The sequence below is a fragment of the Nonomuraea sp. NPDC049725 genome (assembly GCF_040674795.1).
Lineage (GTDB): Bacteria > Actinomycetota > Actinomycetes > Streptosporangiales > Streptosporangiaceae > Nonomuraea > Nonomuraea ceibae.
Window position 1 is genome coordinate 409671 of sequence record NZ_JBFANJ010000005.1, and the last position, 24724, is coordinate 434394.

At 73.5% G+C, this 24724-nt stretch carries 28 protein-coding genes; 18 read left to right on the forward strand and 10 right to left on the reverse strand.

The window, feature by feature from the left end:
• Positions 1–4: 4 nt before the first annotated feature.
• Both AB0J53_RS16135 and AB0J53_RS16140 read right to left on the reverse strand, forming a co-directional pair.
• Positions 5–283 carry a hypothetical protein gene (locus tag AB0J53_RS16135; protein ID WP_219519616.1) on the reverse strand — a complete coding sequence of 93 codons (279 nt, stop codon included), beginning with the start codon at positions 281–283 and terminating at the stop codon, positions 5–7.
• Positions 280–1086, reverse strand: a complete 807-nt coding sequence (locus AB0J53_RS16140; protein ID WP_219519612.1) for a PspA/IM30 family protein — start codon at positions 1084–1086, stop codon at positions 280–282. Before AB0J53_RS16140 ends, AB0J53_RS16135 begins: the two co-directional genes overlap by 4 nt.
• Before the next feature lie 153 nt (positions 1087–1239).
• Between AB0J53_RS16140 and AB0J53_RS16145 the strand changes: the two genes are divergently transcribed.
• A complete protein-coding gene (locus AB0J53_RS16145; protein WP_364172555.1) occupies positions 1240–1824 on the forward strand; it encodes a DUF3043 domain-containing protein in 585 nt (194 codons plus the stop codon).
• A 1-nt stretch (position 1825) separates the two neighbouring features.
• Here AB0J53_RS16145 and AB0J53_RS16150 read toward each other — a convergent pair whose 3' ends face one another.
• On the reverse strand, positions 1826–2782 hold the full coding sequence (locus tag AB0J53_RS16150) for a hypothetical protein (RefSeq protein ID WP_364172557.1): 957 nt from the start codon (positions 2780–2782) through the stop codon (positions 1826–1828).
• A gap of 90 nt (positions 2783–2872) precedes the next feature.
• Between AB0J53_RS16150 and AB0J53_RS16155 the strand changes: the two genes are divergently transcribed.
• The gene (locus tag AB0J53_RS16155; RefSeq protein ID WP_219519607.1) at positions 2873–3874 is read left to right on the forward strand and encodes an aldo/keto reductase family protein; all 1002 of its coding nucleotides are present in this window, start codon (positions 2873–2875) and stop codon (positions 3872–3874) included.
• 64 nt (positions 3875–3938) lie between these two features.
• Here the strand turns inward: AB0J53_RS16155 and AB0J53_RS16160 are convergent, their stop codons facing one another.
• The gene (locus tag AB0J53_RS16160; RefSeq protein WP_357586467.1) at positions 3939–4145 is read right to left on the reverse strand and encodes a hypothetical protein; all 207 of its coding nucleotides are present in this window, start codon (positions 4143–4145) and stop codon (positions 3939–3941) included.
• Positions 4146–4321: 176 nt separating this feature from the next.
• Between AB0J53_RS16160 and AB0J53_RS16165 the strand changes: the two genes are divergently transcribed.
• Positions 4322–5320, forward strand: coding sequence for a bifunctional adenosylcobinamide kinase/adenosylcobinamide-phosphate guanylyltransferase (locus AB0J53_RS16165; RefSeq protein WP_364172561.1), 999 nt, complete (start codon positions 4322–4324; stop codon positions 5318–5320).
• A gap of 3 nt (positions 5321–5323) precedes the next feature.
• Here the strand turns inward: AB0J53_RS16165 and AB0J53_RS16170 are convergent, their stop codons facing one another.
• Complete coding sequence (locus AB0J53_RS16170; protein ID WP_364172564.1) at positions 5324–6124, reverse strand: ATP-binding cassette domain-containing protein; 801 nt, start codon at positions 6122–6124, stop codon at positions 5324–5326.
• A gap of 54 nt (positions 6125–6178) precedes the next feature.
• On the opposite strand from AB0J53_RS16170, the gene AB0J53_RS16175 reads away from it, so the two are divergent.
• Both AB0J53_RS16175 and AB0J53_RS16180 read left to right on the forward strand, forming a co-directional pair.
• On the forward strand, positions 6179–6880 hold the full coding sequence (locus tag AB0J53_RS16175; protein WP_364172567.1) for an aminoglycoside 3'-phosphotransferase: 702 nt from the start codon (positions 6179–6181) through the stop codon (positions 6878–6880).
• Positions 6881–6913: 33 nt separating this feature from the next.
• The gene (locus AB0J53_RS16180) at positions 6914–7711 is read left to right on the forward strand and encodes an adenosylcobinamide-GDP ribazoletransferase (RefSeq protein WP_364172570.1); all 798 of its coding nucleotides are present in this window, start codon (positions 6914–6916) and stop codon (positions 7709–7711) included.
• On the opposite strand, the gene AB0J53_RS16185 is transcribed toward AB0J53_RS16180, so the two are convergent.
• Genes AB0J53_RS16185 through AB0J53_RS16195 form a run of 3 tightly spaced genes read right to left on the reverse strand, consistent with a single transcriptional unit; the run spans position 7712 to position 9929 of the window.
• The gene (locus tag AB0J53_RS16185) at positions 7712–8593 is read right to left on the reverse strand and encodes a type II CAAX endopeptidase family protein (protein ID WP_364172573.1); all 882 of its coding nucleotides are present in this window, start codon (positions 8591–8593) and stop codon (positions 7712–7714) included. It lies immediately after the preceding gene.
• Entirely contained in the window at positions 8590–9585 is a 996-nt protein-coding gene (locus tag AB0J53_RS16190) for a hypothetical protein (protein ID WP_364172576.1), read from the reverse strand. Before AB0J53_RS16190 ends, AB0J53_RS16185 begins: the two co-directional genes overlap by 4 nt.
• Positions 9582–9929 carry a GntR family transcriptional regulator gene (locus AB0J53_RS16195; RefSeq protein WP_364172579.1) on the reverse strand — a complete coding sequence of 116 codons (348 nt, stop codon included), beginning with the start codon at positions 9927–9929 and terminating at the stop codon, positions 9582–9584. The genes AB0J53_RS16190 and AB0J53_RS16195 overlap by 4 nt, the downstream gene beginning before the upstream one ends.
• Before the next feature lie 94 nt (positions 9930–10023).
• On the opposite strand from AB0J53_RS16195, the gene AB0J53_RS16200 reads away from it, so the two are divergent.
• From AB0J53_RS16200 to AB0J53_RS16260, 13 genes are all read left to right on the forward strand, one after another.
• Positions 10024–11493: a leucyl aminopeptidase gene (locus AB0J53_RS16200; protein ID WP_364172581.1), complete on the forward strand. Its 1470-nt coding sequence runs from the start codon at positions 10024–10026 to the stop codon at positions 11491–11493.
• A 75-nt stretch (positions 11494–11568) separates the two neighbouring features.
• A complete protein-coding gene (gene lpdA, locus AB0J53_RS16205) occupies positions 11569–12933 on the forward strand; it encodes a dihydrolipoyl dehydrogenase (protein WP_357586454.1) in 1365 nt (454 codons plus the stop codon).
• 37 nt (positions 12934–12970) lie between these two features.
• Complete coding sequence (gene sucB / locus AB0J53_RS16210; protein ID WP_364172584.1) at positions 12971–14425, forward strand: 2-oxoglutarate dehydrogenase, E2 component, dihydrolipoamide succinyltransferase; 1455 nt, start codon at positions 12971–12973, stop codon at positions 14423–14425.
• A 540-nt stretch (positions 14426–14965) separates the two neighbouring features.
• The gene (locus AB0J53_RS16215; RefSeq protein WP_219516370.1) at positions 14966–15859 is read left to right on the forward strand and encodes a TIGR01777 family oxidoreductase; all 894 of its coding nucleotides are present in this window, start codon (positions 14966–14968) and stop codon (positions 15857–15859) included.
• A 36-nt stretch (positions 15860–15895) separates the two neighbouring features.
• Positions 15896–16633: a peptidase E gene (locus AB0J53_RS16220; RefSeq protein ID WP_364172587.1), complete on the forward strand. Its 738-nt coding sequence runs from the start codon at positions 15896–15898 to the stop codon at positions 16631–16633.
• 38 nt (positions 16634–16671) lie between these two features.
• A complete protein-coding gene (lipB, locus tag AB0J53_RS16225) occupies positions 16672–17364 on the forward strand; it encodes a lipoyl(octanoyl) transferase LipB (RefSeq protein WP_364172590.1) in 693 nt (230 codons plus the stop codon).
• 36 nt (positions 17365–17400) lie between these two features.
• Positions 17401–18378, forward strand: a complete 978-nt coding sequence (locus AB0J53_RS16230; RefSeq protein ID WP_364172593.1) for a hypothetical protein — start codon at positions 17401–17403, stop codon at positions 18376–18378.
• An 80-nt stretch (positions 18379–18458) separates the two neighbouring features.
• Entirely contained in the window at positions 18459–19388 is a 930-nt protein-coding gene (gene lipA, locus AB0J53_RS16235; RefSeq protein WP_219516418.1) for a lipoyl synthase, read from the forward strand.
• Between the two features lie 45 nt (positions 19389–19433).
• Positions 19434–20387 carry a helix-turn-helix domain-containing protein gene (locus AB0J53_RS16240; protein WP_364172596.1) on the forward strand — a complete coding sequence of 318 codons (954 nt, stop codon included), beginning with the start codon at positions 19434–19436 and terminating at the stop codon, positions 20385–20387.
• A 98-nt stretch (positions 20388–20485) separates the two neighbouring features.
• Positions 20486–20869: a VOC family protein gene (locus tag AB0J53_RS16245; RefSeq protein ID WP_219516435.1), complete on the forward strand. Its 384-nt coding sequence runs from the start codon at positions 20486–20488 to the stop codon at positions 20867–20869.
• Complete coding sequence (locus AB0J53_RS16250; RefSeq protein ID WP_364172600.1) at positions 20848–21666, forward strand: alpha/beta hydrolase; 819 nt, start codon at positions 20848–20850, stop codon at positions 21664–21666. Before AB0J53_RS16245 ends, AB0J53_RS16250 begins: the two co-directional genes overlap by 22 nt.
• 49 nt (positions 21667–21715) lie before the next feature.
• The gene (locus AB0J53_RS16255) at positions 21716–22396 is read left to right on the forward strand and encodes a DUF4191 domain-containing protein (RefSeq protein ID WP_219516439.1); all 681 of its coding nucleotides are present in this window, start codon (positions 21716–21718) and stop codon (positions 22394–22396) included.
• Positions 22396–23169 carry a class I SAM-dependent methyltransferase gene (locus tag AB0J53_RS16260; protein ID WP_364172603.1) on the forward strand — a complete coding sequence of 258 codons (774 nt, stop codon included), beginning with the start codon at positions 22396–22398 and terminating at the stop codon, positions 23167–23169. The genes AB0J53_RS16255 and AB0J53_RS16260 overlap by 1 nt, the downstream gene beginning before the upstream one ends.
• Here the strand turns inward: AB0J53_RS16260 and AB0J53_RS16265 are convergent.
• Positions 23150–24094: a hypothetical protein gene (locus tag AB0J53_RS16265; protein WP_364172606.1), complete on the reverse strand. Its 945-nt coding sequence runs from the start codon at positions 24092–24094 to the stop codon at positions 23150–23152. The two genes, AB0J53_RS16260 and AB0J53_RS16265, sit on opposite strands and share 20 nt — an antisense overlap.
• Positions 24091–24687 (reverse strand): helix-turn-helix domain-containing protein, encoded by a 597-nt coding sequence (locus AB0J53_RS16270; RefSeq protein WP_364172931.1) that lies wholly within the window; start codon positions 24685–24687, stop codon positions 24091–24093. The genes AB0J53_RS16265 and AB0J53_RS16270 overlap by 4 nt, the downstream gene beginning before the upstream one ends.
• Positions 24688–24724 lie beyond the last annotated feature (37 nt).

Below are 24724 nucleotides of genomic sequence, written 5' to 3' on the forward strand. Positions count from 1 at the left end.
GGGCTCAGCCCGGAATGAGGCCCTGGTCGCCCAGCATCTCCCGGACTTCCTCGATCGAGGCGTCCGCGGGGGGAAGGATCAGCTCTGACGGCTCAAGGCTGTCGTCGGGAAGCGCCTTGCCCACGTGGCGCACCTTGTCGAGCAGGGCGTGCAGCTTGACCCGGAAGGCCTTCTGGTCGTCGGCGTCGATGGCCGCCTCGAGCTCGGTGTCGAGCTCGTTGAGCACGGCGATGTCGTCGGCCGAGATCTCCACCTGACCCTCGCCCATGATCCTGACGATCATGCGCCCTCCCCTGGCTGGCGCAGCTGCTGCGTCTGCTGGTTGGGCTGCTGCTGCTGGGGCTGCTGCTGCTGCCCCTGCTCGATGGCGCCCTGCGGGGCCGGGCCCTGGCCGAGCTCGGCCTTCATCCGGGCCAGCTCCAGCTCGACGTCCATGCCGCCGCCCATGCGGTCGAGCTCGGCCTGGATGTCGTCACCGCGGGTGCCGCTGAAGTCGTCGAGCGCGCCCGAGGCGAGCAGCTCGTCGATGGCGCCGGCGCGGGCCTGCATCTGGGCCGTCTTGTCCTCGGCCCGCTGGATCGCCAGGCCGACGTCGCCCATCTCCTCGGAGATGCCGGAGAACGCCTCGTTGATGCGGGTCTGCGCCTCGGCCGCGGTGTAGGTCGCCTTGATGGTCTCCTTCTTGGTGCGGAAGGAGTCGACCTTGGCCTGCAGCCGCTGGGAGGCCGTGGTGAGCTTCTCCTCCTCGGCCTGCAGGTTGTCATGCTGCACGCGCAGATCCGCGATCTGCGACTGCAGGCCGGAGCGGCGCGACAGCGCCTCACGGGCGAGGTCCTCGCGCCCCACCGACAGCGCCTTGCGGCCCTGCTCCTCAAGCCTCTTGCCCTGCTGCTCCAGACCGTTGATCTGGAGCTCCACACGCTTGCGAGAGGTGGCGACGTCCGCCACGCCACGACGCACCTTCTGCAGCAGCTCCAGCTGCCGCTGGTAGGAGTAGTCGAGGGTCTCGCGTGGATCCTCCATCTTGTCCAGGGCCTTGTTGGCCTTGGACTTGAAGATCATCGAAAGTCTCTTCATCACGCTCATGCGCGTCGGCCGTCCCCTTCTTAGGTCGTGCTGTCGTTCACCCACTGCAGCGCAGCCGCCTTGGGATTACCCTACGCATAACGCACGAGGGCGTCACTAAGTTGCACTCCAGGTAGGGTTGACGTCGTGTTGCGACGCCGTTCCCAAACCTCCGTGGACGACACCCCCGTCCCCGTTGACGATCCTAAGCCCCAAGGTAAGGGTCGTCCCACACCCAAGCGCCGAGATGCCGAAGGCAGGCGGCGCCAGCTGGTCAGCGCGCCGAAGGACCGCAAGGAGGCCTATCGGCAGATGCGCGCCAAGCAGGCCGCCGAGCGCGACCGGGCCCGGCGCGGCATGCTGGCCGGTGACGAGCGCTACTTCCCGGCCCGTGACAAGGGGCCGGCGCGCAAGTTCGCCCGCGACTGGGTCGACTCCCGCCGCCTCCCGAGCCAGTACTTCCTGCCCTTCTCGCTACTGATCCTGCTGGCGACCTGGGTGCCGTGGCCTCCGGCCGTCCGCGTCCAGGTGCTCAACGCGGTGATCGTGTTCGGCTGGCCGATCATGATGATCGGCGTCGTCTTCACCTCCGTCTACGTGGCGTGGAAGGTGAAGAAGGAGGTCGCGGCCAAGCTGCCCAACGAGAGCCTCAAGGGCGTGGGCTTCTACGCGGCGATGCGGGCGCTGCAGATCCGCAAGCTGCGCTTCCCGCCGCCCCAGCTGCTGCCGGGCGGCAAGCCGGTGCCGCCCAAGAAGTAGCTCAACGGGCGCGGGTCCACCGCAGGACGCCGCCCTTGACGACCGGGCGGCGGCCGTCGACCGGGGCGCCCGTCTCCAGGGCGGCGGCGACCTCGCGCATCAGCGCGTAGTAGGACGGCCGGTCACCGGCCGCGGCCGCTCGCCCTGTCGCGCCCTCCCGCCCCGCCGCGCCGTCTCGCCTGGCGGCGGTGACGAGCGCGTGGCCGCCGCGCCCCGGCCTGAGCCCGAACGGGACCAGCCCGCGGTGGCGGCCCTCGGCGTCGCGCGCGCACCTGGCCCGCCAGGCGTCCCTGATCTCCCGGACGCGCAGGTTGACCCCGCCGCCGAACCCGAAGCCCCGCGCGCCGTCGTGGCGCAGCAGCGAGGCCCTCAGGTCGTCGGGGAACTCCAGCCCCGTCTGCGCCTCGGCGACCGCGATCGTGCGCGCCCTGCCGGGACGGCCGAGCCCCGCGTAGGTCTTCGGCGCGTTCGTGCTCAGCCAGCGCTCGATGCGCCGCCACTGCCGGTTGACGGCCCGCTTCACCTGCGGGTCCAGCGGGCGCACCGTCACCACAGGGTGCCCGGGATCGCACGGCTGCGGCGCCGCGCTCCCCTGCCGCGAGGGCAGGGCATGCGGCTCCGGCGGCTCCGTGAGGAACTCCGCCGGCGGCTCGGCCCGCTCCGGCGCGGCGTCGCGTACGGGAGAGCCGCCGGGCGAGGACGCCTCGCGCGCGGGCTGCCCCGGCCACAGGCCCGTCCCGAGGAGCGCCAGCGCGGCCAGGACCGCCACCGTGCCCGCTACTGTGCCCGCCACGAGCGCGCTCGACCGCCCCAGGCCCGGCCGCCGTCGTTGGCGCGGCGCGGGGAGGGCGTCGGGGGCGGGCGGGTCGGTGCGTGGCAGGCGGGCGCGACGGCGCAGCCGCACGGCGATCGCCGCCAGGACGGCGGCGGTGAGCGCCGCCCGGAGGAGATTGGGCACCGGCCGACCCTATCGCCCCGCACCGACGGATGATCTCCCCTCCGCGCCCCTGGTGACCGTGATGCCGGGACAACCCCTAAGGTCGGATGTATGGAATTCCGTCACCTCGGCCGCAGCGGTCTCCTGGTCAGCGAGATCAGCTACGGCAACTGGCTCACCCACGGCTCCCAGGTCGAGGAGGACGCCGCCAAGCAGTGCGTGCAGGCGGCTCTCGACGAGGGGATCACCACGTTCGACACCGCCGACGTCTACGCGGGGACGAAGGCGGAGGAGGTGCTCGGCAGGGCGCTCAAGGGCGTCCGCAGGGAGTCCCTGGAGATCTTCACCAAGGTCTACTGGCCGACGGGCGAGGGCCCGAACGACCGCGGCCTGTCGCGCAAGCACATCACCGAGTCGATCAACGGCTCGCTGCGCCGCCTGCAGACCGACTACGTCGACCTCTACCAGGCGCACCGCTACGACTACGAGACGCCGCTGGAGGAGACGCTCAAGACCTTCGACGACCTGGTCCGCCAGGGCAAGGTCCTGTACGTGGGCGTCAGCGAGTGGACCGCCGGCCAGATCGCCGACGCGCTCAGGATCGCCGACGAGATGGGCTTCGACCGGATCGTGTCCAACCAGCCGCAGTACTCGATGCTGTGGCGGGTCATCGAGTCGGAGATCGTGCCGCTGAGCGAGCGTGAGGGCGTCAGCCAGATCGTCTGGTCGCCGATCGCGCAGGGCGTGCTCACCGGCAAGTACCTGCCGGGCCAGGCCCCGCCCGAGGGCTCGCGCGCCACGGACACGGCCGGCGGCAGCGGCATGATCGCCCGGTTCATGAACGACGACGTGCTGGCCCGCGTGCAGGAGCTCAAGCCGATCGCCGCCGATCTGGGCCTGACGATGGCGCAGCTCGCGGTCGCCTGGGTCCTGCAGAACCCGAACGTGGCCAGCGCCATCGTCGGCGCCTCCCGCCCCGAGCAGGTGCGCGACAACGTCAAGGCCGCGGGCGTCAAGCTCGACGCCGAGGTGATGAAGCGGATCGACGACGTGGTGGCGCCCATCATGGAGCGCGACCCGGCCAAGACCGCGAGCCCGCCCAAGCGCCCCTAGTCACGCGCGTAACGAAAACCCCTTGAGCGGCGTACGCGCTCAAGGGGTTTCTCCATTCCGGCGGTTATTGCTGGCGCAATGACAAGCCCGTGTACTCGACCCGGTCCTCGTCGAGCAGGGCTACCTGCTCGACGCCGGATTCGAGGAGTTCACGCCAGTTCTCCCCGAGCCAGGACTCCGCGTCGGCCTGGCTCGGGAAAACCTCTCGCGGCAAAGGGCGATCCGTCACCTCACCGCCCTGCGCGTTTTCATAACGCCACCGCCATGTCATGCCATACGCTCCTTTTTCCGCGGGTTCGCCGGCGCAGCCTCTCGACGGCACTGGAACCCTACTCCGGCTCGCCGCCGCGCCCGGCACGGCCGTCCTCCTGTCCTCCCCCGTCCCACCGGCGCCACTCGTGCGGGGCGTGTGACGGCCGGCTCACGGGGGTTTGTACGCTCGGCCCGGTGGAGCTGCTTCTCACCGGGACTTCCGGCGACGCGGGCTGGCCCGAGCCGGGCTGTCCCTGCGCGTCGTGCCTGACCCGCCCCTCGCGCCGGGCGCCGTTCGGGCTCGTGGTCGACGGGAGGGCGGCGTACCCGTGGACGGACGCGCCGCCCGGCTACCGCGTGCACGCGGGCGGCCTCGGGCTCACCGCCCCGGACGGCTCAGCCCTCCTGTACGCGCCCGCGGGGGCGCCGCCGCCCCCCGACGGCCCCGGACGCTACGACGCGGTGCTGATCGACCTCCTGGAGCGCCCTGAGAGGCTGGGGGAGATGCGCCGGGCCGGGCTGGTGGACGAGGGCACCCACGTGGTCGCCGTCGGCCTGGACCACCGCGTCCGGTCCGAGGACGAGCTGGCCAGGCGGCTGCGCCTGTGGGGCGCCCGCGCCGTGCCCGACGGCGCCGTCCTGGACACGCGCGTGCCGCCGTCGCCGCCCGCCCCCGCGCCCCGGCGGACGCTGCTGCTGGGCGGGTCGCGTTCGGGCAAGTCGGCCGAGGCCGAGCTGCGCCTGGCCGCCGAGCCGTACGTGACCTACGTCGCCACCGGGCCCGGCGGGGAGGGCGACGGCGAGTGGGCGGCGCGGGTGCGCGCCCACCGGGTGCGCAGGCCCGCGCACTGGGCGACGGCCGAGACGACGGACCTGACGGGCGCGATCGGGGCCGCCACGGGGCCGCTGCTGATCGACGGGCTCGGCACCTGGCTGGCGGCGGTGTTCGACGAGCACGCGGCCTGGGAGGGCGACCGCGCGCCGGTGGAGCGGCGCTGCGACGAGCTGGTGCGCGCCTGGCGGCACGCGCCGCGCCGGGTCGTGGCCGTGTCGGACGAGACGGGCATGGGCGTGGTGCCCGCGACGGCCGGCGTGCGCGCCTTCAGGGACGCGCTGGGCAGGCTGAACGAGCGCCTGGCCGCCGAGTCGGAGGACGTCGCCCTGGTCGTGGCGGGGCGACCGCTGCCGCTGTGAGCCTCAGGGCCGGACCGAACGGGCGTACCAGCGGCCGTCGAGGCGGTCGACGTGCAGCGGCAGGCCGAAGCAGTCGGACAGGTTCGCCGGGGTGAGGACGTCGTCGACCGGCCCGGCCGCCAGCACGCGGGCGTCGCGCATGAGCAGCGCGTGCGTGGTCGTCGCCGGGACCTCCTCCAGGTGGTGGGTCACGGTGACGGTGGTGAGCACCGGCCGGGTCCCGGCCAGGTTCTCCACGGCGCTGATCAGGTCCTCGCGGGCCGGCAGGTCGAGACCGGCGAACGGCTCGTCCAGCAGCAGCACCGCCGGGTCCCCCATGAGCGCCCTGGCCACCCTGACCCGGGCCCGCTCGCCCTGGGAGCACACCCGGAAGGGCCGCTCGGCCAGGTCCTTGCAGCCGAGGTCGGCCAGCAGGCGCAGCGCCCGCTCCCGCTCCGCGTCGCCGTACTTGTCCCAGATCGGGGCGCTCGTGCCGGTGTGGCCGGTGAGCACCACGGTGTGGGCGGTCGCCCCCTCCTCCTCCATCAGCTCCTCGTCGATCAGCCGCTGACTGGCCGCGACCAGGCCGATGTGGCGGCGCAGCTCCCGCAGGTCGACGCGGCCGAGCCGGTGGCCCAGGACGTTCACCGCGCCCGTCGTCGGATGCCGCACGGCCGCGGCCAGCGAGAGCAGCGTCGTCTTCCCGGCGCCGTTGGGGCCCAGGATCACCCAGTGGTCGCCGTAGGCCACCTGCCAGTCGATCCCGTCCAGCAACGTCTTGCCGACGACCCGGACGCCTACGCCTTCGAGTTCAAGCACGTGCATCCGGCCACCCTAGTCGGCCCCATAGGATCGTCGGTTATGCAGCTCCCTGGGCGGATGTTCGATCTCTTCGGCGAGGACGCGATCTGGTCCGACGACCACGAGGGCCTCAGCGGCGAGACGCTGCGCGTCACCGGCCCCACCGGCGCCTTCTACGTCAAGCAGGGCCCGGGGGCGCGGGCCGAGCACGAGCGGCTGCTGTGGCTCAAGCGGTGGATGAGCGTGCCGGACGTGGTGGCCTTCGAGGGCGACGCGCTCGTGCTGGCCGACGCCGGATGGCTCAGCCTGGAGCGCAAGCCGTCCGCGGACGCCGGGGCCGTCATGGGCGCGGCGCTGCGCGCGCTGCACGACGTGCCGGTCGCGGAGTGCCCGTTCGACGAGCGGCTCGACGTCAAGCTGGCGCGGGCGGCCGAGCGGGTGCGCGACGGGCTGGTCGACGACGACGACTTCGACGACGACACCGCCGGGCTCACCCCCGCGCAGGTCTACGACCGGCTGGTGGCCGAACGGCCCGCGCGCGAGGACCTGGTGGTCACGCACGGCGACTACACCCCGGCCAACGTGCTGGCGTCGCCGTCGGGCGAAGCGGTCCTGATCGACGTGGGCGCGCTCGGGGTGGCCGACCGGCACGTGGACCTGGCGCTCGCGCTGCGCGAGCTCGACGGGCCCGCCGCCGGGGAGTTCCTGCGCGCGTACGGGGCGGCCGAGGTGGACGACGACAGGCTGCGCTACTACCGGCTGCTGGACGAGCTCTTCTGATGCGCGGGCCGGTCTGATGCGCGGGCTTCTCTGATGGACGGGCTGCGGTTCGCCGCCGGGACGCTGAGCGTGTTCCCCGTGCGGGTGGAGCGGGTCGACCGGGAGGTGGCGGGGCGGGCGATGGCGCTGGCCCCGCTGGTGGGGCTGGCGCTGGGCGTCGTGGCGTCGCTCGCGCTGCTGCTGCCGGGGCCGCCGCTGATGGGCGCGGCCCTGGCTCTCGGCCTGCTGGCGGTCCTGACGCGCGGCCTGCACCTGGACGGGCTGGCGGACCTGGCCGACGGGCTCGGCAGCGGCAGGCCGGCGTCTCAGGCGCTCGACATCATGAAAAAGTCGGACATCGGGCCGTTCGGCGTGGTGACGCTGGTGTTCACGCTGCTGATCCAGGCGGCCGCGCTCTCCGCCGGGGCCGGGGCCGGGACTGCGGTTGCGGGCGGTGGTCCGGCGCTGTTCCTGGCGGGCGCGCCCGCGCTGGTGACCGCCTGCGTGACCGGCCGGCTGGCGCTCACCTGGGCCTGCCGGGCGGGCGTCCCCGCCGCCCGCCCCGACGGCCTCGGCGTCCTGGTCGCGGGCACGGTACGCGCGCGCACCGCCTGGCTCGTCACCGTGGCCGCCCTGGCAGGCTGCGCGGCCCTCGGGACCGGGTGGGCCGGTGAGGCGGGTATCCCCGGGCCGGTCGTGCTCGTGGCGGGGGCGCTGGCCGGGCTGGGGGCGGCGCTGGCGCTGCTGCGGCACGCCCGGCGGCGGCTCGGCGGGGTCACCGGGGACGTGCTCGGCGCCCTGGTCGAGACGGCCACGGCGGTCACGCTCGTGGTGTGCGCCGCGCTCGGCTGATCACACCGCCGGCGTGCTCCGTACCGGGAGCTTCTTCAGCAGCACGGCCGCGCAGGCCGCGAGCAGGACCCAGCCGACGAGGCCGGACGGCCCGGCGAGCACCAGGTCGGGCGGCGACGCGACGTCGCCGAGCAGGAAGACCGCGGGGCCGACCGCGTTGAGCGAGCCGTGCGCCACGACGGCGGGCCACACGCTGCCCGAGCGCAGCCGCAGCCACCCGAGCAGCACCCCGGCCAGCACGCAGAAGCCGACGAAGTAGACGGCGGCCCACGAGCCGAGCATCGGGTAGTTGTAGCCGAGCAGCGTCAGCGGCGCGTGCCACAGCCCCCAGACGACGCCCGACAGCGCCAGCCCGGGCAGCACGCCGCGCCGCTCCGCCAGCAGCGGCGCCAGGTAGCCGCGCCATCCCCACTCCTCGCCCAGCGACGGCAGCACGTTGAGCAACGGGCCTGCCAGCGCGGCGACCACGACCTGGGTGACGGCGACGGGCGCCAGGTTCTCGGGGACCGGCACGCCGGTGGCCCGCAACTGCTCGCGGAACAGGCTCATCCCGTCGAGGTCCAGCGTGATCAGGCCGAGACCGGCGCTGATCGCGACCGCGGCGAGCACCAGCAGCGGCACGCCCAGCCAGGCGGCCAGCACGAGCAGGCCCGTGCGTCCCTTGCGCTCGCCCAGGGTGAGCCCGGTCTCGCGGGCCCACTGGCGCGGCGGCGTCCGACTGACCAGCCAGGCCGCCAGCACGCCGATCGCGGGCGTGAACATCATCAGCAGCGCCAGCGGCCGGGCCAGCGGCGAGGCCAGCCCGCCGGCCAGCCACAGGGGCAGCGCGACCACCCAGGACAGGACGAACGCGACGGTGAGGAAGACCGGCAGCGGCTTCACGCGACGCTCCTTTCGGCGACGAGCGCGTTGATCAGGGCGGCGCCGCGGCCGGCGTCGTCGACGCTGACGGCCAGCTCGCCGCCGGTCCGGTAGCGGATGACGAGGCAGTCGCCGCCGCGCAGCATGATGGTCGCGCCGCCGGGCAGCCCGCGCACGCCCCAGCCGCCGACCTGGCTCGGGTAGCGCTGCTCCGGCCAGGCGCTGTCGATCTTGGCGAGGGGGATGCGGCGCACCGGCCATCCCAGCGGGCCGAACCCGATCGCCACCCCGTCCGCCGTCACCCGCACGCGCGCCGACGAGGTGAACAGGCCGGCGATCAGCACCACGGTCAGCACGGGCACCAGCGCGTCGAGCGGTGCGCCGGAGGCGATGCCGGTCAGGCGCAGCACCCCCGCCACGGCGAGCGCCGCGGCGGCGGCGCAGGTGGCGGCGAGCAGCCACGGGTTGCCCACCCGGCTCACCCACACCGCGCGCTGGCCGGGGCGCAGCTCCAGCGACGGCGGCTCCCCCTCGGGCGCCCGCTCCGCGCCGCCCCGGCCGAGCCAGGCGGCCGCCGCCATCGCGGCGAGCGGCACCACGGCGACGGCCAGGGGCGCCCAGGCGGGCAGGCGCGCGTCGGACCAGCTCGCCGCGTCGAGGTTGGCCAGCACCGTGGAGACGGCCACGCCCAGCGCGAGCAGCCCGCCGCCGGCGAGCAACGCCCACGCCCCCAGCGCCCGCACCCGCCCCGGCCCGGCAGCCGCCCGCCCCGGGCCCGCGCCCGGCCGGGCGGCGCCGCGGGCCACCGCCGCCAGGGCGAACAGCCACATCAGCGCCCAGGTGCCGAGCAGCGTGGTGACGAACACGGCGAGCGGCGCCGAGCCGTCGGGCACCGAGCCCGGCCCCCAGTGCACGGCCAGCGGCTCGGGCAGCCGGTCACGCACCGCCAGCGGCAGCAGGATCAGGACGGCGGTGACGGCCGCCCCCGTGAGGGCGGCGATCCGGATGTTCATGCGAGCTCCTCCAGCAGCGTGATGACGTCCTCCCGGCGGTATCCGTACCTCTTGGCCTCGTCCAGCAGTTCGCGCGCCCGCTCGCGGAGCAGGGCGCGCCCGTCGGCGTGGCGCGCGACGCTGACGCCGCGCCCCCGCCGGAACTCCAGCAGCCCCTCCTCCCGCAGCTCACGCAGGGCGCGCAGCACGGTGTTGGGGTTGATGCCGAGCGCGTCGGCGAGGTCGCGGGCCGGCGGCAGCCGGTCGCCCGGCGCGTAGGAGCCCTCGCCGATGGCGCGGCGGATCGCGCCCGCGACCTGCTCGTGCAGGGGACGGGCGTCGTTGAGGTCGAGCGTCAGCAACATGGTGCTAATGACAATAGCACCATGTCGCTAGTCATGATTCATGGGATGAACCCCTGTTTGTGGGGCCTGGAAACCCTGGATAGCATCGGTTTACGTGACCACTGTGCGGCTGAACTCAGCAGATCCCGTCTCGTTCGACACCGACGCGCTCATCGTCGGGTTCCTGTCCGGCCCCGGCGGTCCCAGCCCCGCCACAGGCGCCGAATCCCTCGACGCGGCCTTCGGTGGCAAGCTCGCCTCCTCGCTGACCTCCGTGGGCTTCTCCGGCAAGCCGGGCGAGCTGGCCAAACTGCCCACGTTCGGCTCCGTCACCGCTCCGGTGCTGGTGGCCGTCGGGCTCGGCGAGTCCCCTGACGCCGAAGGGCTGCGCCGCGCCGCCGGCGCCGCCGTGCGCTCGCTGGCCGGCACCGCCCGCGCCGCGCTCGCCTTCCCCGCCGGCTCCGCCGCCGAGGCCGAGGCCGTCGCACTGGGCGGCCTGCTGGGCGCCTACGGCTTCTCGCGCTACCGCACCGGCGAGGGCCAGAAGGAGCCGGTGAGCGAGCTGACCGTCCTGTCGGGCGAGGACGCCGCCGCCGGCGAGCGTGCCGCGATCCTGGCCGACGCCGTCACGCTGGTGCGCGACCTGGTCAACACGCCGCCGTCCGACCTGTGGCCGGCCAAGTTCGCCGAGATCGCCGAGCGCACCGGCGCCGAGCACGGGCTGAGCGTCGAGGTGCTCGACGACAAGCAGCTGCGCGACGGCGGCTACGGCGGCCTCGTCGGCGTCGGCCAGGGTTCGGTCAACCCGCCGCGGCTCGTCCGGCTCTCCTACACCCACCCCGAGGCCACCAAGACGCTGGCGTACGTGGGCAAGGGCATCACGTTCGACTCCGGCGGCCTGTCGCTGAAGCCGTCGGCGTCCATGGACTGGATGAAGTCCGACATGGGAGGCGCGGGCGCCGTTTTCGGGGCGCTCGTCGGCATCGCCCGCCTGGGCCTGCCGGTCAACGCCATCGGTTACCTCTGCCTGGCGGAGAACCTGCCGAGCGGCACCGCCCAGCGCCCCTCCGACGTCATCCACAGCTACAGCGGCAAGACCGTCGAGGTGCTCGACACCGACGCCGAGGGCCGCCTCGTCCTCATGGACGGCATCGCCCGCGCCGCCGAGGACAACCCCGACCTGATCGTCGACGTCGCCACGCTGACCGGCGCGCAGATCGTCGCCCTCGGCTGGCGCACCGCCGGCGTCATGGCCAACGACGACGCCGTGCGCGAGCTCGTCGTCGAGGCCGCGACCGCCGCCGGCGAGGGCGCCTGGGGCATGCCGCTGCCCGAGGAGCTGCGCAAGGGCCTCGACTCCCCCGTCGCCGACATCGCCAACCTGCAGCCCGAGCGCTGGGGCAGCATGCTGGCCGCGGGCATCTTCCTCAAGGAGTTCGTGCCCGACGGCGTCCGCTGGGCGCACATCGACATGGCCGGCCCGGCCTTCAACAAGGGCGAGGCGCACGGCTACACCCCCAAGGGCGGCACCGGCGCCTTCGCCCGCACCCTCATCGCGCTCGCCGAACGGCACGCGAGCATCTGAGGGGACCGGCACCCGAGCGCCCGGAACAGATGAAAAGATGACGGCATCACGAACACCCCGACAAGGAGCCTTCCTGTGGCCTACGACATCGTCGTCCTAGGTGGCGGCAGCGGCGGTTACGCCTGCGCGCTGCGGGCAGCCGAGCTGGGCATGACGGTCGCCCTGATCGAGAAGGACAAGATCGGCGGCACCTGCCTGCACCGGGGATGCATCCCCACCAAGGCCCTGCTGCACTCCGCGGAGGTCGCCGACGAGACCCGCGAGAGCGCCTCGTTCGGCGTCAAGGCGCACTTCGAGGGCATCGACGTGGCCGGCGTGCACGCCTTCAAGGACAAGATCGTCAGCCGCGCCTGGAAGGGCGTGCAGGGCCTGCTCAAGGCCGCGGGCGTGACGGTGGTCGAGGGCGAGGGCCGCCTGCTCGCCGAGCGCCGCGTCCAGGTCGGCGACGAGGTGTACGAGGGCCGCAACGTGGTGCTCGCCACCGGTTCGGCGCCCCGCAGCCTGCCCGGCCTCGACATCGACGGCGAGCGGATCATCACCAGCGAGCACACGCTGAAGATGGACCGGGTGCCCGCCTCCGTGGTCGTCCTCGGCGGCGGCGTCATCGGCGTCGAGCTGGCCAGCGTCTACCGCTCCTTCGGCGCCGAGGTCACCATCGTCGAAGGGCTGCCGCACCTGCTGCCCACCGAGGAGGAGTCCAGCTCCAAGCTGCTGGAGCGGGCCTTCCGCCGGCGCGGCATCAAGTACGAGCTCGGCGTCTTCTTCGAGAGCGTCAAGACCACCGACACCGGTGTGCTCGTCACCCTGGCCAACGGCAAGACCCTCGACGCCGAGATCCTGCTCGTCGCGGTCGGCCGCGGCGCCGTCTCGGCCGGCATGGGCTTCGAGGAGGCCGGCGTCACGATCGAGCGCGGCGCCGTCACGGTCGACGAGCACTGCCGCACCACCGCGCCCGGCGTCTACGCCGTCGGCGACCTGATCCCCACGCTGCAGCTGGCCCACGCCGGGTTCGCCGAGGGCATCATGGTGGCCGAGCACATCGCGGGCCTCAACCCGCCGCCCATCGACTACGCGGGCGTGCCCCGGATCACCTACTCCGACCCCGAGGTCGCCTCGGTGGGCATCACGTCCGCGCAGGCCGCCGAGCGCGGCATCGAGATCGTCGAGCAGGTCTACGACCTCGCGGGCAACCCCAAGAGCCAGATCCTCGGCACGGGCGGCGCCGTCAAGGTCCTCGCCCGCAAGGACGGGCCGGTCGTCGGCGTCCACATGGTGGGCCGCCGCATCGGCGAGCTCGTCACCGAAGGCCAGCTCATCTACAACTGGGAGGCGCTGCCCGCAGAGGTCGCCCAGCTCATCCACGCACACCCGACCCAGTCCGAGGCGGTCGGTGAGGCGATGCTGGCCCTGGCCGGCAAGCCGCTGCACGTACACAACTAATCCGCCCTCGAGATCAGAACGCGAGAGAAGAATAACGATGCCGGTCTCCGTACAGATGCCCCAGCTCGGCGAGAGCGTCACCGAGGGCACCGTCACCCGTTGGCTGAAGAAGGAGGGCGAGCGCGTCGAGGCCGACGAGCCGCTCCTCGAAGTGTCGACCGACAAGGTCGACACCGAGATCCCGTCGCCTTCCGCGGGTGTCATCACCAAGATCGTCGTGGCTGAGGACGAGACCGTCGAGGTCGGCGCGGAGCTGGCCATCATCGACGAGAGCGGCCAGGCCGGCGCGGCCGCCCCCGCCGAGGAGGCCGCCCCCGCCGCCCAGCCCGAGCCGGAGCCCGAGCCTGAGCCCGCTCCGGCTCCCGCCTCCTCCATCCCGCAGCCCGCGCCCGCCCCGCAGGCGGCCCCGCAGCCCGCCCCGGCCCCGCAGCCGGAGCCCGCTCCGGCGCCGGCCCCCGCCCCGGCTCCCGCGCCCGCCCAGGCCGCCGCTCCCGCGCCGCTGCCCACCTCGGGCGACAGCCCGTACGTGACGCCGCTGGTGCGCAAGCTGGCCAACGAGCACGGCGTGGACCTCGACGCCATCACCGGCACCGGCGTCGGCGGCCGCATCCGCAAGCAGGACGTGCTCGAGGCCGCCAAGAGCCGCCGCGAGCAGGCTCCCGCCGCCCAGGCCGCCCCGGCCGCGGCTGCTCCCGCCGCTCCGGCCGCCGCTCCGGCGCAGGCCGCCGCTCCGGCTGCCGCGCCCGAGCCGGTCGAGGTCGACACCACGCTGCGCGGCCGCACCGAGAAGATGACCCGCCTGCGCCAGACGATCGCCAAGCGCATGGTCGAGTCGCTTCAGACGGCCGCCCAGCTCACCTCGGTCGTCGAGGTCGACGTCACCAAGATCGCGCGGCTGCGGGCGCAGGCGAAGGACGAGTTCTTCCGCCGCGAGGGCGTCAAGCTGACGTTCACCCCGTTCTTCGCGATGGCCACCGTCGAGGCGCTCAAGCAGCACCCCAAGCTCAACGCGACCATCAACAACGAGACCAACGAGGTGACCTACTTCGACGTCGAGAACCTCGGCATCGCGGTCGACACCGACCGTGGCCTGCTCGCCGCCGTGGTCAAGGACGCCGGCGACCTCAACCTCGCCGGGCTCGCCCGCAAGGTCACCGACCTGGCCGAGCGCACCCGCGCCAACAAGGTGACCCCGGACGAGATCACCGGCGGCACGTTCACGCTGACCAACACCGGCAGCCGCGGCGCCCTGTTCGACACGCCGATCCTCAACCAGCCGCAGGTCGGCATGCTCGGCACCGGCGCCGTCGTCAAGCGTCCCGTCGTGGTCGACACGCCGGAGGGCGAGGTCATCGCGGTCCGGTCGATGGTCTACCTGGCGCTCACGTACGACCACCGCCTGGTCGACGGCGCCGACGCGGCCCGCTTCCTCACCACGATCAAGCGGCGCCTGGAGGAAGGGCGCTTCGAGGCCCAGCTCGGCCTCGCCTGACCACCGCACGCCCCTGGGGCCGGACGCGCACCCGCGCGCCCGGCCCCGCGCCTTTTCCCGGGGCCTCCGCCCGGTTTGGAGCGGTCCCGTACGCGCCCCCAAGGCCCCCACAGGACCGGACCGGCGCTAGGTCCCCACAGGACCGGGCCCGCCGCTAGGTTCCTCACCTGACCGGGCCCGCGCGGGGAGCCACCCCGAGCGCCCAGCGGTCCCCCGGCCCTACGGTCCCCGGCTTCCCCGGTCCCCAGACCCGAGCCCCGCGGGCCACGGAACGGCGAGCCGCCCAGGCCGGCCCCAGGAGGGCCCCACTGCCCCGAGGGGCCGCCTGGCCGCAGCCTCCGCATGCGGCCACCCGTGAGGGCGGGGCAGGCGGGAGGGGACGCCTGCCGAAGCCCCGGAGGGCGGGGTTCTCGGAGGACGGGGAGCCCGAACGGCGGGGAACCCAGTGGCCGCGCCCCAGAAGGCCGCGCCCCCGGAGGGCCGTGTCCCCCGGAAAGCCGCGTCCTCGGAAGGTGGGGTGGGGCGGCGTAGGGTTGGGGGATGGCGATCGTGGTGACCGGGGCGTCGGGGTTGCTCGGCGGGCCGCTGGTCGAGGCGTTGCGGGCGGGCGGGGAGCGGGTCGTGACGCTGGTGCGGCGGGAGCCGCGCGGGCCCGACGAGGCGCGGTGGGAGCCGCGTGCGGGGGTGCTGGATCCGGCGGTGCTGGACGGGGCGCGGGCGGTGGTGCATCTGGCCGGGGCGCCCATCGCGGACCGGCGGTGGAGCGCGGACTACAAGCGGGAGCTGGTGCGCAGCCGGGTGGACAGCACGCGGCTGCTGGTGGAGGCGATGCGGGGGCTGGAGCGTCCGCCGGCGACGCTGGTGACGGCGTCGGGCGTGGACTTCTACGGCGACACCGGCGACGAGGTGGTCGACGAGAGCCGGGGCAAGGGCGAGGGGTTCCTGGCGGAGCTGTGCGAGCGGTGGGAGCGTGAGGGCCGGGCCGCCGGGGAGTTCGGGGTGCGGGCGGCGCAGTTGCGGACGGGGCTGGTGCTGAGCCGGCGCGGCGGGGCGCTGGGCCGGATGCTGCCGATCTTCCGGGCGGGGCTGGGGGCGCCGCTGGGGTCGGGGAAGCAGTACTGGTCGTGGATCTCGGAGGACGACTGGGTCCAGGCGACCATCCATGTGGTGAAAAATCGGGATCTGGTGGGGCCGGTGAACCTCACCTCACCGACGCCGGTCACGAACGCCGAGTTCACCCGCACGCTCGGCCGGGCGGTGCGACGCGCCACGATGCCGATCCCGGTGCCGGGGTTCGCGCTGCGGCTCGGGCTGGGCGAGTTCGCGCAGGAAGGGCTGCTCCCGGGGCACCGGATCGTCCCTGACAAGCTGGTGAACAGCGGTTATGGCTTCGCGCATACGCGCCTCGGCGATGCGCTGCGCGCCGTACTCTAGTGTGCTGTTCGTCCTACGCATCGGGGAGATTCCGACATGACCAGGTCAGGGCAGTCCCACATTCTCGCCATCGGCGGCGGATCGTTCCGCGCCACCGAGCGCCACGGCTTCCTGGAGGCGAGCCCGCTGCTGCGCTACGGGCTCGATCTGACGGGGCAGGACCGGCCCAAGCTGGGCCTGCTCGCGACCGCGATGGGTGACAGCGCCGATTGGGTGCTGAAGATGTACGGCGCGTTCGCGGGCTGGGACGTCGAGCTGAGCCATCTGACGGTGTTCCCGATGCCCAACGTGGCCGATCCGCGGGCGTGGATGCTGGAACAGGACATGATCTACGTCAGCGGCGGCAGTGTGGCCAATCTGATGGCGTTGTGGCGGCTGCACGGCCTGGACGAGGCGTTCGAGGAGGCGTGGCGGGCCGGGGTGGTGCTGTCGGGGCAGAGCGCGGGCGCCCTGTGCTGGCACGTGGGCGGCAACACCGACTCCTTCGGCCCCGAGCTGCGGGTGTGGGCCGACGGCCTGGGCTTCCTGCCCTACTCGTGTGGCGTGCACTACAACGCCGAGCCGCAGCGCCGCCCGCTGCTGCAGCAGTCGGTGGCCTCGGGCGAGCTGCCGGGCGGCTACGCGGCCGACGAGGGCGTGGCGCTGCACTACGTCGGCACCGAGTTCATCCAGGCGGTGACGACCGATCCTGACGGCTATGCGTACAAGCTGGAGCATGACGGCGCGGGCGGCGTGAAGGAGTTCAGGATCGAACCCCGCCTGCTGACTTCCTGAATTACCCTACAAGGGTGAGGGAACGGCACAATGGACACATGCGCCCCACCCATGGGGTCGATCCCCACGCACTCGCCGTCGTCCGCCTGGGCGTCGACGTCCCGTACGAGCAGGCCTGGTCGCTCCAGCGCTGGGTGCACGGCAAGCGGGCCGCCGGTGAGCTCACCGACACGCTGCTGATGCTGGAGCACGCGCCCGTCTACACGGCGGGCAAGCGGGCCAGGCCGGACGAGCGGCCGTCCGACGGCACTCCGGTGGTCGACGTCGACCGCGGCGGGCGGGTCACCTGGCACGGGCCGGGGCAGCTGGTCGGCTATCCGATCGTGGCCGTCTCCGACGTGACCGACTACGTCTGCCGGCTCGAGGAGACGATGATCCAGATCTGCGCCGACTTCGGGGTGACCGCCCGGCGGGTGCGCGGGCGGGCCGGGGTGTGGGCGGTGGGCGACGCCGGTCTGGGGCTGCCCGACCGGCAGCTCGGCGCGGTGGGCATCCGGGTGTCGCGCGGTGTCACGATGCATGGTTTCGCGCTCAACTGCGCCAATGATCCGCGGTGGTTCAACCGGATCGTCCCGTGCGGGCTGCCCGACGTGGGCGTCTCCACGCTCTCCGCGGAGACGGGACGGCGGATCGTGGTGGAGGAGGTCATGCCGATCGCCGAGAAGCGCCTGGCCGAGGCGCTCGGGCGGGAGCCGTTCGACCTGCACGAAGAGGATCTTCTCCGCAGATAGTGGCCGATGGGCGACATGCCGCTCTACTATCGCGATGTGAAACGGGTCACAGCGTTCCTCCTCGCCCTGCTCGTGCATGCGCTCACCGTCGCCTTCGTGGTGCTCGGCGGCTGGACGATCGCGGTCAACGCGGAGTTCGCCGTCGCCTGGGTGCTGGGCGGCCTGCTCATCGGCATCGGCTGGATGCTGCGCCCGCGCCTGGGGCGGCTGCCCGACGACGCCGAGGTGCTCGACCGCGAGTCGGCCGGTGAGCTGTACGGCACGGCCGAGCGGGTGGCGGACCGGATGGGCGTCAGGCGTCCGGTGAGGATCGCGGTCAGGGACATGGCCCCGGCCGCCTCGTACGAGAAGCTGGGGCTTTTCCGGACGCCCGTGCTGGTCGTCGGGCTGCCGTTGTGGATGGCGCTACCGGCCAGGCAGCGGGTGACGCTGCTGGCGACGGCGTACGCCGGGTCGGCGGACGGCGACGGCGTGGTGATCGGCGGCGCGCTGTCGACGCTGGCCGAGTGGCGCGGGGCGCTGCTGGGCGCCGCGCCGTTGCAGGCGCGCGAGGACGCCGAGGTCAAGATCACCGTCACGCTGGGCGCGCTCGACGCGCCCACCACCGGCTACCAGGCGGCGGGGCTGCTGGGCCGGTTGATCGGCCGGGTGTTCGGCGCGCCGGTGCTGCTGCTGGAGTACGGCCTGACGCGGCTGGCGCGGTCGGGCGACGGGCAGGCGGCCGAGCGCAGGCGGGCGCTGGCGCTGCGGGTGGCGACGGCCGAGGAGCTGGCCGAGCTGGAGGACCTGGTCGCCGGACACCGCTACCTGGCGCCGATGCAGGCCGCGGTGCTGCGCGGCGAGAACGTGACGGCGATCCGGCAGGGCGCGCTGGCCCGCTTCGGCGCGCGGGCGAGCGAGGTGCCCGGCTCGTCCAACGCCGTCCTGCTGGGCGAGGCCGAGTCCGACCGGATCGACGCCGAGCTGCTGCGCCACTACACGCGGGCGATCCGCAGCTTCGGCCTCATCACCTGAGAGCGACGTCAGCTGAGAGCGACGTCACCTGAAAGCGACCCTCGATCCGGCTCGGGCGGCCGGAGACGTAAGCTGTGAGGGTGACCGTTGCTCCTGAAGGCCGAAAGCTCCTCCGCCTGGAGGTGCGCAACGCCGAAACCCCTATCGAGCGCAAGCCCCCGTGGATCAAGACCAAGCTGAAGACGGGCCCCGAATACACCGAGCTCAAATCGCTCGTGCGCCGGGAGGGCCTGCACACGGTCTGTGAAGAGGCGGGCTGTCCCAACATCTACGAGTGCTGGGAGGACCGCGAGGCGACCTTCCTCATCGGCGGCGACCAGTGCACGCGCCGCTGCGACTTCTGCCTCATCGACACCGGCAAGCCCACGGAGTACGACCGTGACGAGCCGCGCCGGGTGGCCGAGTCGGTCCAGCAGATGGGCCTGCGCTACGCGACCGTGACGGGCGTGGCCCGCGACGACCTGCCCGACGGCGGCGCCTGGCTCTACGCCGAGACGGCCCGCCAGATCCACGCGCTGCTTCCGGGCTGCGGCGTCGAGCTGCTGGTTCCGGACTTCAACGGCAACCGCGAGCAGCTGGAGGAGGTCTTCTCCAGCAAGCCCGAGGTGTTCGCGCACAACGTCGAGACCGTGCCGCGCATCTTCAAGCGGATCCGTCCCGGGTTCCGTTACGAGCGGTCGCTGGAGGTGCTCACGATGGCCCGCGAGGCCGGGCTGGTCACCAAGTCCAACCTGATCCTCGGCATGGGCGAGACCCGTGAGGAGATCGTCGAGGCGATGCGCGGCCTGCACGAGGCCGGCACCGACCTGATCACGATCACCCAGTATCTGCGCCCGACCCCGCGCCACCACCCGGTGGACCGCTGGGTCAAGCCGGAGGAGTTCGTCGAGCTGCAGGCCGAGGCCGAGGCGATCGGCTTCGCGGGCGTGCTGTCCGGGCCGCTGGTCCGCTCCTCCTACCGCGCCGGCAAGCTCTACCAGCAGGCGATCGCGGCCCGCCAGACGGCCTGATCGAATCGCTACCATGGGGTGAGCATCCTGAGGGAGGCTCCCCCCATGGCCGTGTTGATCCGCGCCGCCGACGTGCCGGCGGCCGAGCGCCGCGAGGCGTGGCTGAGCGTCGTGTGCGACGCGCTCGGGCCGCTCGACGTGCGTGTCGACGCCGACGCGCCGCTGCGCGGGCAGATCGAGGCGGGGCAGCTCGGGCCGGTGGGCGTCGGCAAGGTGCAGACCTCGACGCCGCACAGCGTGCACCGCACGCCCGGCCTGATCCGCCGCGACAGCCCCGAGCTCTACCGGCTGGTGCTGCCCGTGTCGGGCACCCCGCTGCTGGGCCAGGACGGCAGGCAGGCGCGGCTGCGCCCGGGCGAGTTCGCCCTCTACGACTTCACCCGGCCCTACGAGCTGGTCTACGACTCCGCGGTGCGGCTGGCGGTGTTCAGCTTCCCGCGTGAGCTGCTGCGGTTACCGCCCGGCGCGGCGTCGGTCACGGCGGTGCCGATCGCCTCGGGCGAGGGCGCCGGGGCGCTGGCCGCGCCGCTGCTGCGCCGGGTGGCGCTCGACCTCGACTCCTACCGGCCCGCCAGCGCGGCCCGGCTGGCCGGCGTGGTGATGGACCTGGTCACCACGGCCGTGGCCGAGCGGGTCGAGGAGCTGGGCGCGGTGCCGCACGAGACGCGGCAGGAGGTGCTGCTGGCCCGGGTGCACGCCTTCATCGAGAAGCACCTGGGTGACGCCGGGCTCGATCCGGCGGGCGTGGCGGCGGCGCACCACATCTCGCCGCGCTACCTGCACCGGCTGTTCGAGGCTCGGGAGACCACGGTCGCGGCGTGGATCCGGCACCGGCGGCTCGAACGCTGCCGCGCCGACCTGGCCGACCCGGCGCTGCGCGACACTCCGGTGAGCGTGCTCGCGGCGCGCTGGGGGCTGCCCGACCCGGCGCACTTCAGCCGCCTGTTCCGCAGCGCCTACGGGGTGCCGCCGGCCGCCTACCGGCGCGCCTGCGGGTAGTGCGCTGATCGTCAAGTCCCCGGCGCGCACGTGCAAGACCGGGGCCGGTCCCGGCGAGCATGCTTGAGGCACGAACTCACCGGAAGGACTGGAAGAAAATGCAGCTGTTCGTGAACCTCCCCGTCAAGGATCTCGCCCGGTCGAAGGCGTTCTTCACCGAGCTCGGCTTCACGCTGTTCGGCGCCGCCGACGACATGGCCTCCGTCGTCGTCAACGACGAGACGCAGGTGATGCTGCTGGCCGAGCCCACGTTCGCGTCCTACGCGCACCGCGAGGTCGGCGACGCCACCAAGGCCACCGAGGCGATCCTGGTGCTCGGCGTGGAGAACGAGGCGCGGGTGGACGAGCTGGCCGCCAAGGCCGTCGAGGCCGGCGGCACCGCGCTGGGCGGGGCCCGGCGTGACGCCTTCCGCTACCAGCGCGCCTTCGCCGACCTCGACGGCCACCACTGGGAGGTCCTGTGCCTCGTCCAGCCTTCGTGACCGGGACCTTCACCGTCACCTCGGCCGACGGCACCGCGATCGCCGTCGACCGGCACGGCGCCGGTCCGGCGCTCGTGCTGGTGCACGGGGCGTTCACCGGCCGCGGCCATCCGCTCATGGCCGCGGTGGCCTCGGGGCTGGCGCCGTGGTTCACGGTGTTCGACTACGACCGCCGGGGGCGCGGGGCCAGCGGCGACACGCCTCCTTACTCGGCCGAGCGTGAGATCGACGACCTGGCCGCCGTCGTGGCGGCGGCCGGCGGGCGGGCCATGGTGTTCGGCGGCTCCTCCGGCGCCGCCCTCGCCCTGGAGGCCGCCGTACGGATGCCGCAGATCTCCAAGCTGGCCCTGTGGGAGCCGCCCTACCACGTCGGCGCGGACGCGCCCGGGCTTCCCGCGGACTTCGCCGCCCGGCTCGCCGATCTGGTGGGGCGGGGCAGCCGGGGTGAGGCGGTGGAGCTGTTCATGACGGCCGCCGCCGAGACGCCCGCGGAGACGGTCGCCGCGATGCGGGCCGGCCCGCACTGGGCGGAGCTGGAGGCGCTGGCCCACACGCTGGCCTACGAGGCGGCCGTGATGGGGCCGGGCAACGCGCTTCCTGCGGCCCGCATCGCCGGGCTCGACCGGCCCGCGCTCGTGCTCAACGGCGAGCTCAGCCCCTCCTGGATGGGTGCGGCGGGCCGTGCCGTGGCCGCGTGCGTGCCCGGCGCGGCGCACCGGGTCCTGGAGGGCCAGACGCACAACGTGGCGGCCGGGGCGCTGCTGCCCGAGCTGCTGGAGTTCTTCGTGGCGGCGTGACCCCTGCCGGGTTCCCGTACTTGTCCGGTTCGTTTGTATCCTTCCTTGCATGGCGAAGTCCGAGGACCCAGATAAGCCGGGGCGCATCAAGCAGCTCCGCATGATCGCGCAGATCATCAAGCAGGCCAATCCCAAGGGGATGCCGATCGTCTTCCTCTCGGCGGTGGGCACGCTGGCTGTGGTCGTCGTGATCGGCCTGGTCACGGACTACCTGTGGTATTCCGTGTTCCTGGGCATCCTGGCCGCCTTCACGGTCGGCCTGGTGGTGTTCGGGCAGCTCGCGCAGCGGGCCCAGTATTCGATCCTGCACGGCCAGACCGGCGCGGCCGCCGCGGTGCTGCAGGGCATGCGCGGCAACTGGCAGGTCACCCCCGCCATCGCGGTCAACCGTGACCAGGACCTGATCCACATGGTGGTCGGCTTTCCGGGCGTCGTGCTGGTGTCGGAGGGTCCCGGCAACCGGGTGGCCAAGATGCTGGCGGCGGAGAAGAAGCGGGTCGCCCGGGTGGTGCTGGGCGTCGAGATCTACGACGTGCAGTGCGGTGACGGCGAGGGCCAGGTGCCGCTCGGCAAGCTGCAGCGCCACCTGATGAAGCTGCCGCGTAACCTGAAGAAGCCGGCCGTCAACGAGGTCAAGGACCGGCTGCGGTCGCTGCCGAAGAACATGCCGATGCCCAAGGGCCCGATGCCCAAGGGCGCCCGCATGCCGCGCGGCCCCAAGATGCGCTAGTGATCTCACCCTCGTCGCGGGCCAACCGGGGCTGGTGGGACGGCAACGCCGACGACTACCAGCTGGAGCACGGCGACTTCCTGCGCGACGACGGCTTCGTCTGGTGCCCCGAGGGCGTCGACGAGGCCGACGCGCGGCTGCTCGGCGACGTGCGCGGGCGGCGGGTGCTGGAGATCGGCTGCGGGGCGGCGCAGTGCGCCCGCTGGCTGCTGGGCCAGGGGGCGCGGGTGGCGGCGTTCGACCTGTCGCACCGCCAGTTGCGTCACGCCCAGCGCATCGACCTCGACGGCGCTCCCGGCGGCCGGGCGGTGCCGCTGGTGCAGGCCGACGCCGAGGCGCTGCCGTTCGCCGCGGAGAGCTTCGACCTGGCGTGCTCGGCGTTCGGGGCGCTGCCGTTCGTCGCCGACCCGCTGGCGGTGCTGCGCGAGGTGCGCCGGGTGCTGGTGCCGGGCGGGCGGTTCGTGTTCTCGGTCAGCCATCCGATCCGGTGGGCGTTCCCGGACGATCCGGGCCCGCGCGGGCTGACGTCCGACCGCTCCTACTTCGACCGTTCGCCCTACACCGAGCACGACGAGGACGGCGAGCTCAGCTACGTCGAGCACCACCGGACCTTGGGCGACTGGGTGGGTCTCGTCGTCGCCTCGGGGCTGGCCCTCACGGGCCTGCTGGAGCCGGAGTGGCCGGAGGGGCACGAGCGGGTGTGGGGCGGCTGGAGCCCATTGCGGGGCCGCCACCTGCCGGGCACGGCGATCTTCAGCTGCGCGCGTACCTAGCGGCCATGGCGTGGAAGACCTGGCGGGGCCGCCAGCGGGTCTCGTCGAGCATGCTGACGACGCCGTAGGAGCCGAGGTCGGCGGCGCCGCCGATCCGCGTGTAGCCGGCGAACGTGAACCACATCGCGGCCTCGACGCCCTCCTGCTCGAACACGTCGAGCAGCTCCTCCAGGTAGCGGACCTGCTCGCCCTCGTCGGGCACGGCGTCGCCGGGGACCGCCCAGGCCGAGCCGCCCCGCTCGGCGGCGCCCCGGTAGGGGCAGGTGCCGAACTCGGTGACGACGACCGGCTTGCCGTGCCCGAAGTGGGCGCGCATCTCGTCGCGGAAGGCGTCCGCGTTGTAGGCGGCGCGGTAGGCGTCGACGCCGACCAGGTCGAACGGCGTCCAGTCGACGAACTCCCACGGCCCGGCGGCGTAGGTGAGCCGCCCGCCGAACAGCGGCCTGACCGTCTCGGCGGCCTCGGCGAGGAACGCGTCGAGCCGCGCGACGACGGGCGGGACCGTGGTCGCCCACCATGCGGCGTCGGCCTCGCCCATGGCGGCCATGCGGGCGCCGTAGGTGGCGCCGGGCAGGTAGCCGTGGCCGAAGGCGCTGGTCTCGCAGCCGGTCACCAGGACCACCTCGGCGCCGGTGCGGCGCAGCGCCTCGGCCCGGCGGGCCGACTCGGCGTACAGCTCCAGCGTCTCGCCCGGGTGCAGGTCGACGGGGAAGGGCGCGTAGTAGACCGCCAGCCCGGCCGCGGCGGCCTCCTCGGCGGCGACGGTGAGCCGGGCGGGGTCGGCGCCGGAGACGCGGACCACCGTGCAGTGCAGTTCCTCGGCGATCACGCGCATCTCGCGGCGCGCGGTGTCGCGGTCGAAGCGGACGCGGCTGCGGCCGGGCTCGGGCAGGAACCCGGTGTCGTAGTTGATGCCCTTCTTCACTGTTTGATCCCGTTCTCGAGGAGGTCGAAGGCGAGCTCGACGTCGGCGGCCATCAGCCGCCGTGCCTCCTCCAGCGGCGTCCCGGCGGCCAGCCGCTGGAAGAACGACTCCTGGAGGGTGGTGAGGGCGGCGGTGATCTGCCCGGCCAGCAGCGGCGCGAGCGCCTCCCCCACGTCGGCGGCCAGCGCGGCGGCCAGCTCGTAACGGCGGCCCAGGTGAGCCTGGTAGACGCCGGCCATGAGCGCGGGGGTCGCGGCGATCACCCGCACCTGGGTGAGCAGGTGGCCGACGTCGATCTCGTCCACCGCGCCGGCCGCCGCCCGCCGGTAGTGCTCGCGCAGCGCGGCCAGCGGCGGCTGCCCCTCCGGCCGCCCGGCGACGACGGCCGCCGTGTCGTCGGCCACGCCGTCGAGGACCAGGCAGTCCTTGGACGGGAAGTAGTTGAACAGCGTGACCTTGGCGACGCCGGCCGCCTCGGCGATCTCGTTGACCGTCACCGCGTCGTAGCCGCGCTCGTCGAACAGCCGCAGCGCCACCTCGGCGAGGTGCCGCCGGGTGCGTTCCTTCTTGAGCTCCCTGAGCCCTGCCATCATCACGAGGGCAGCGTAAACCGTACCGGGTATAAATTCA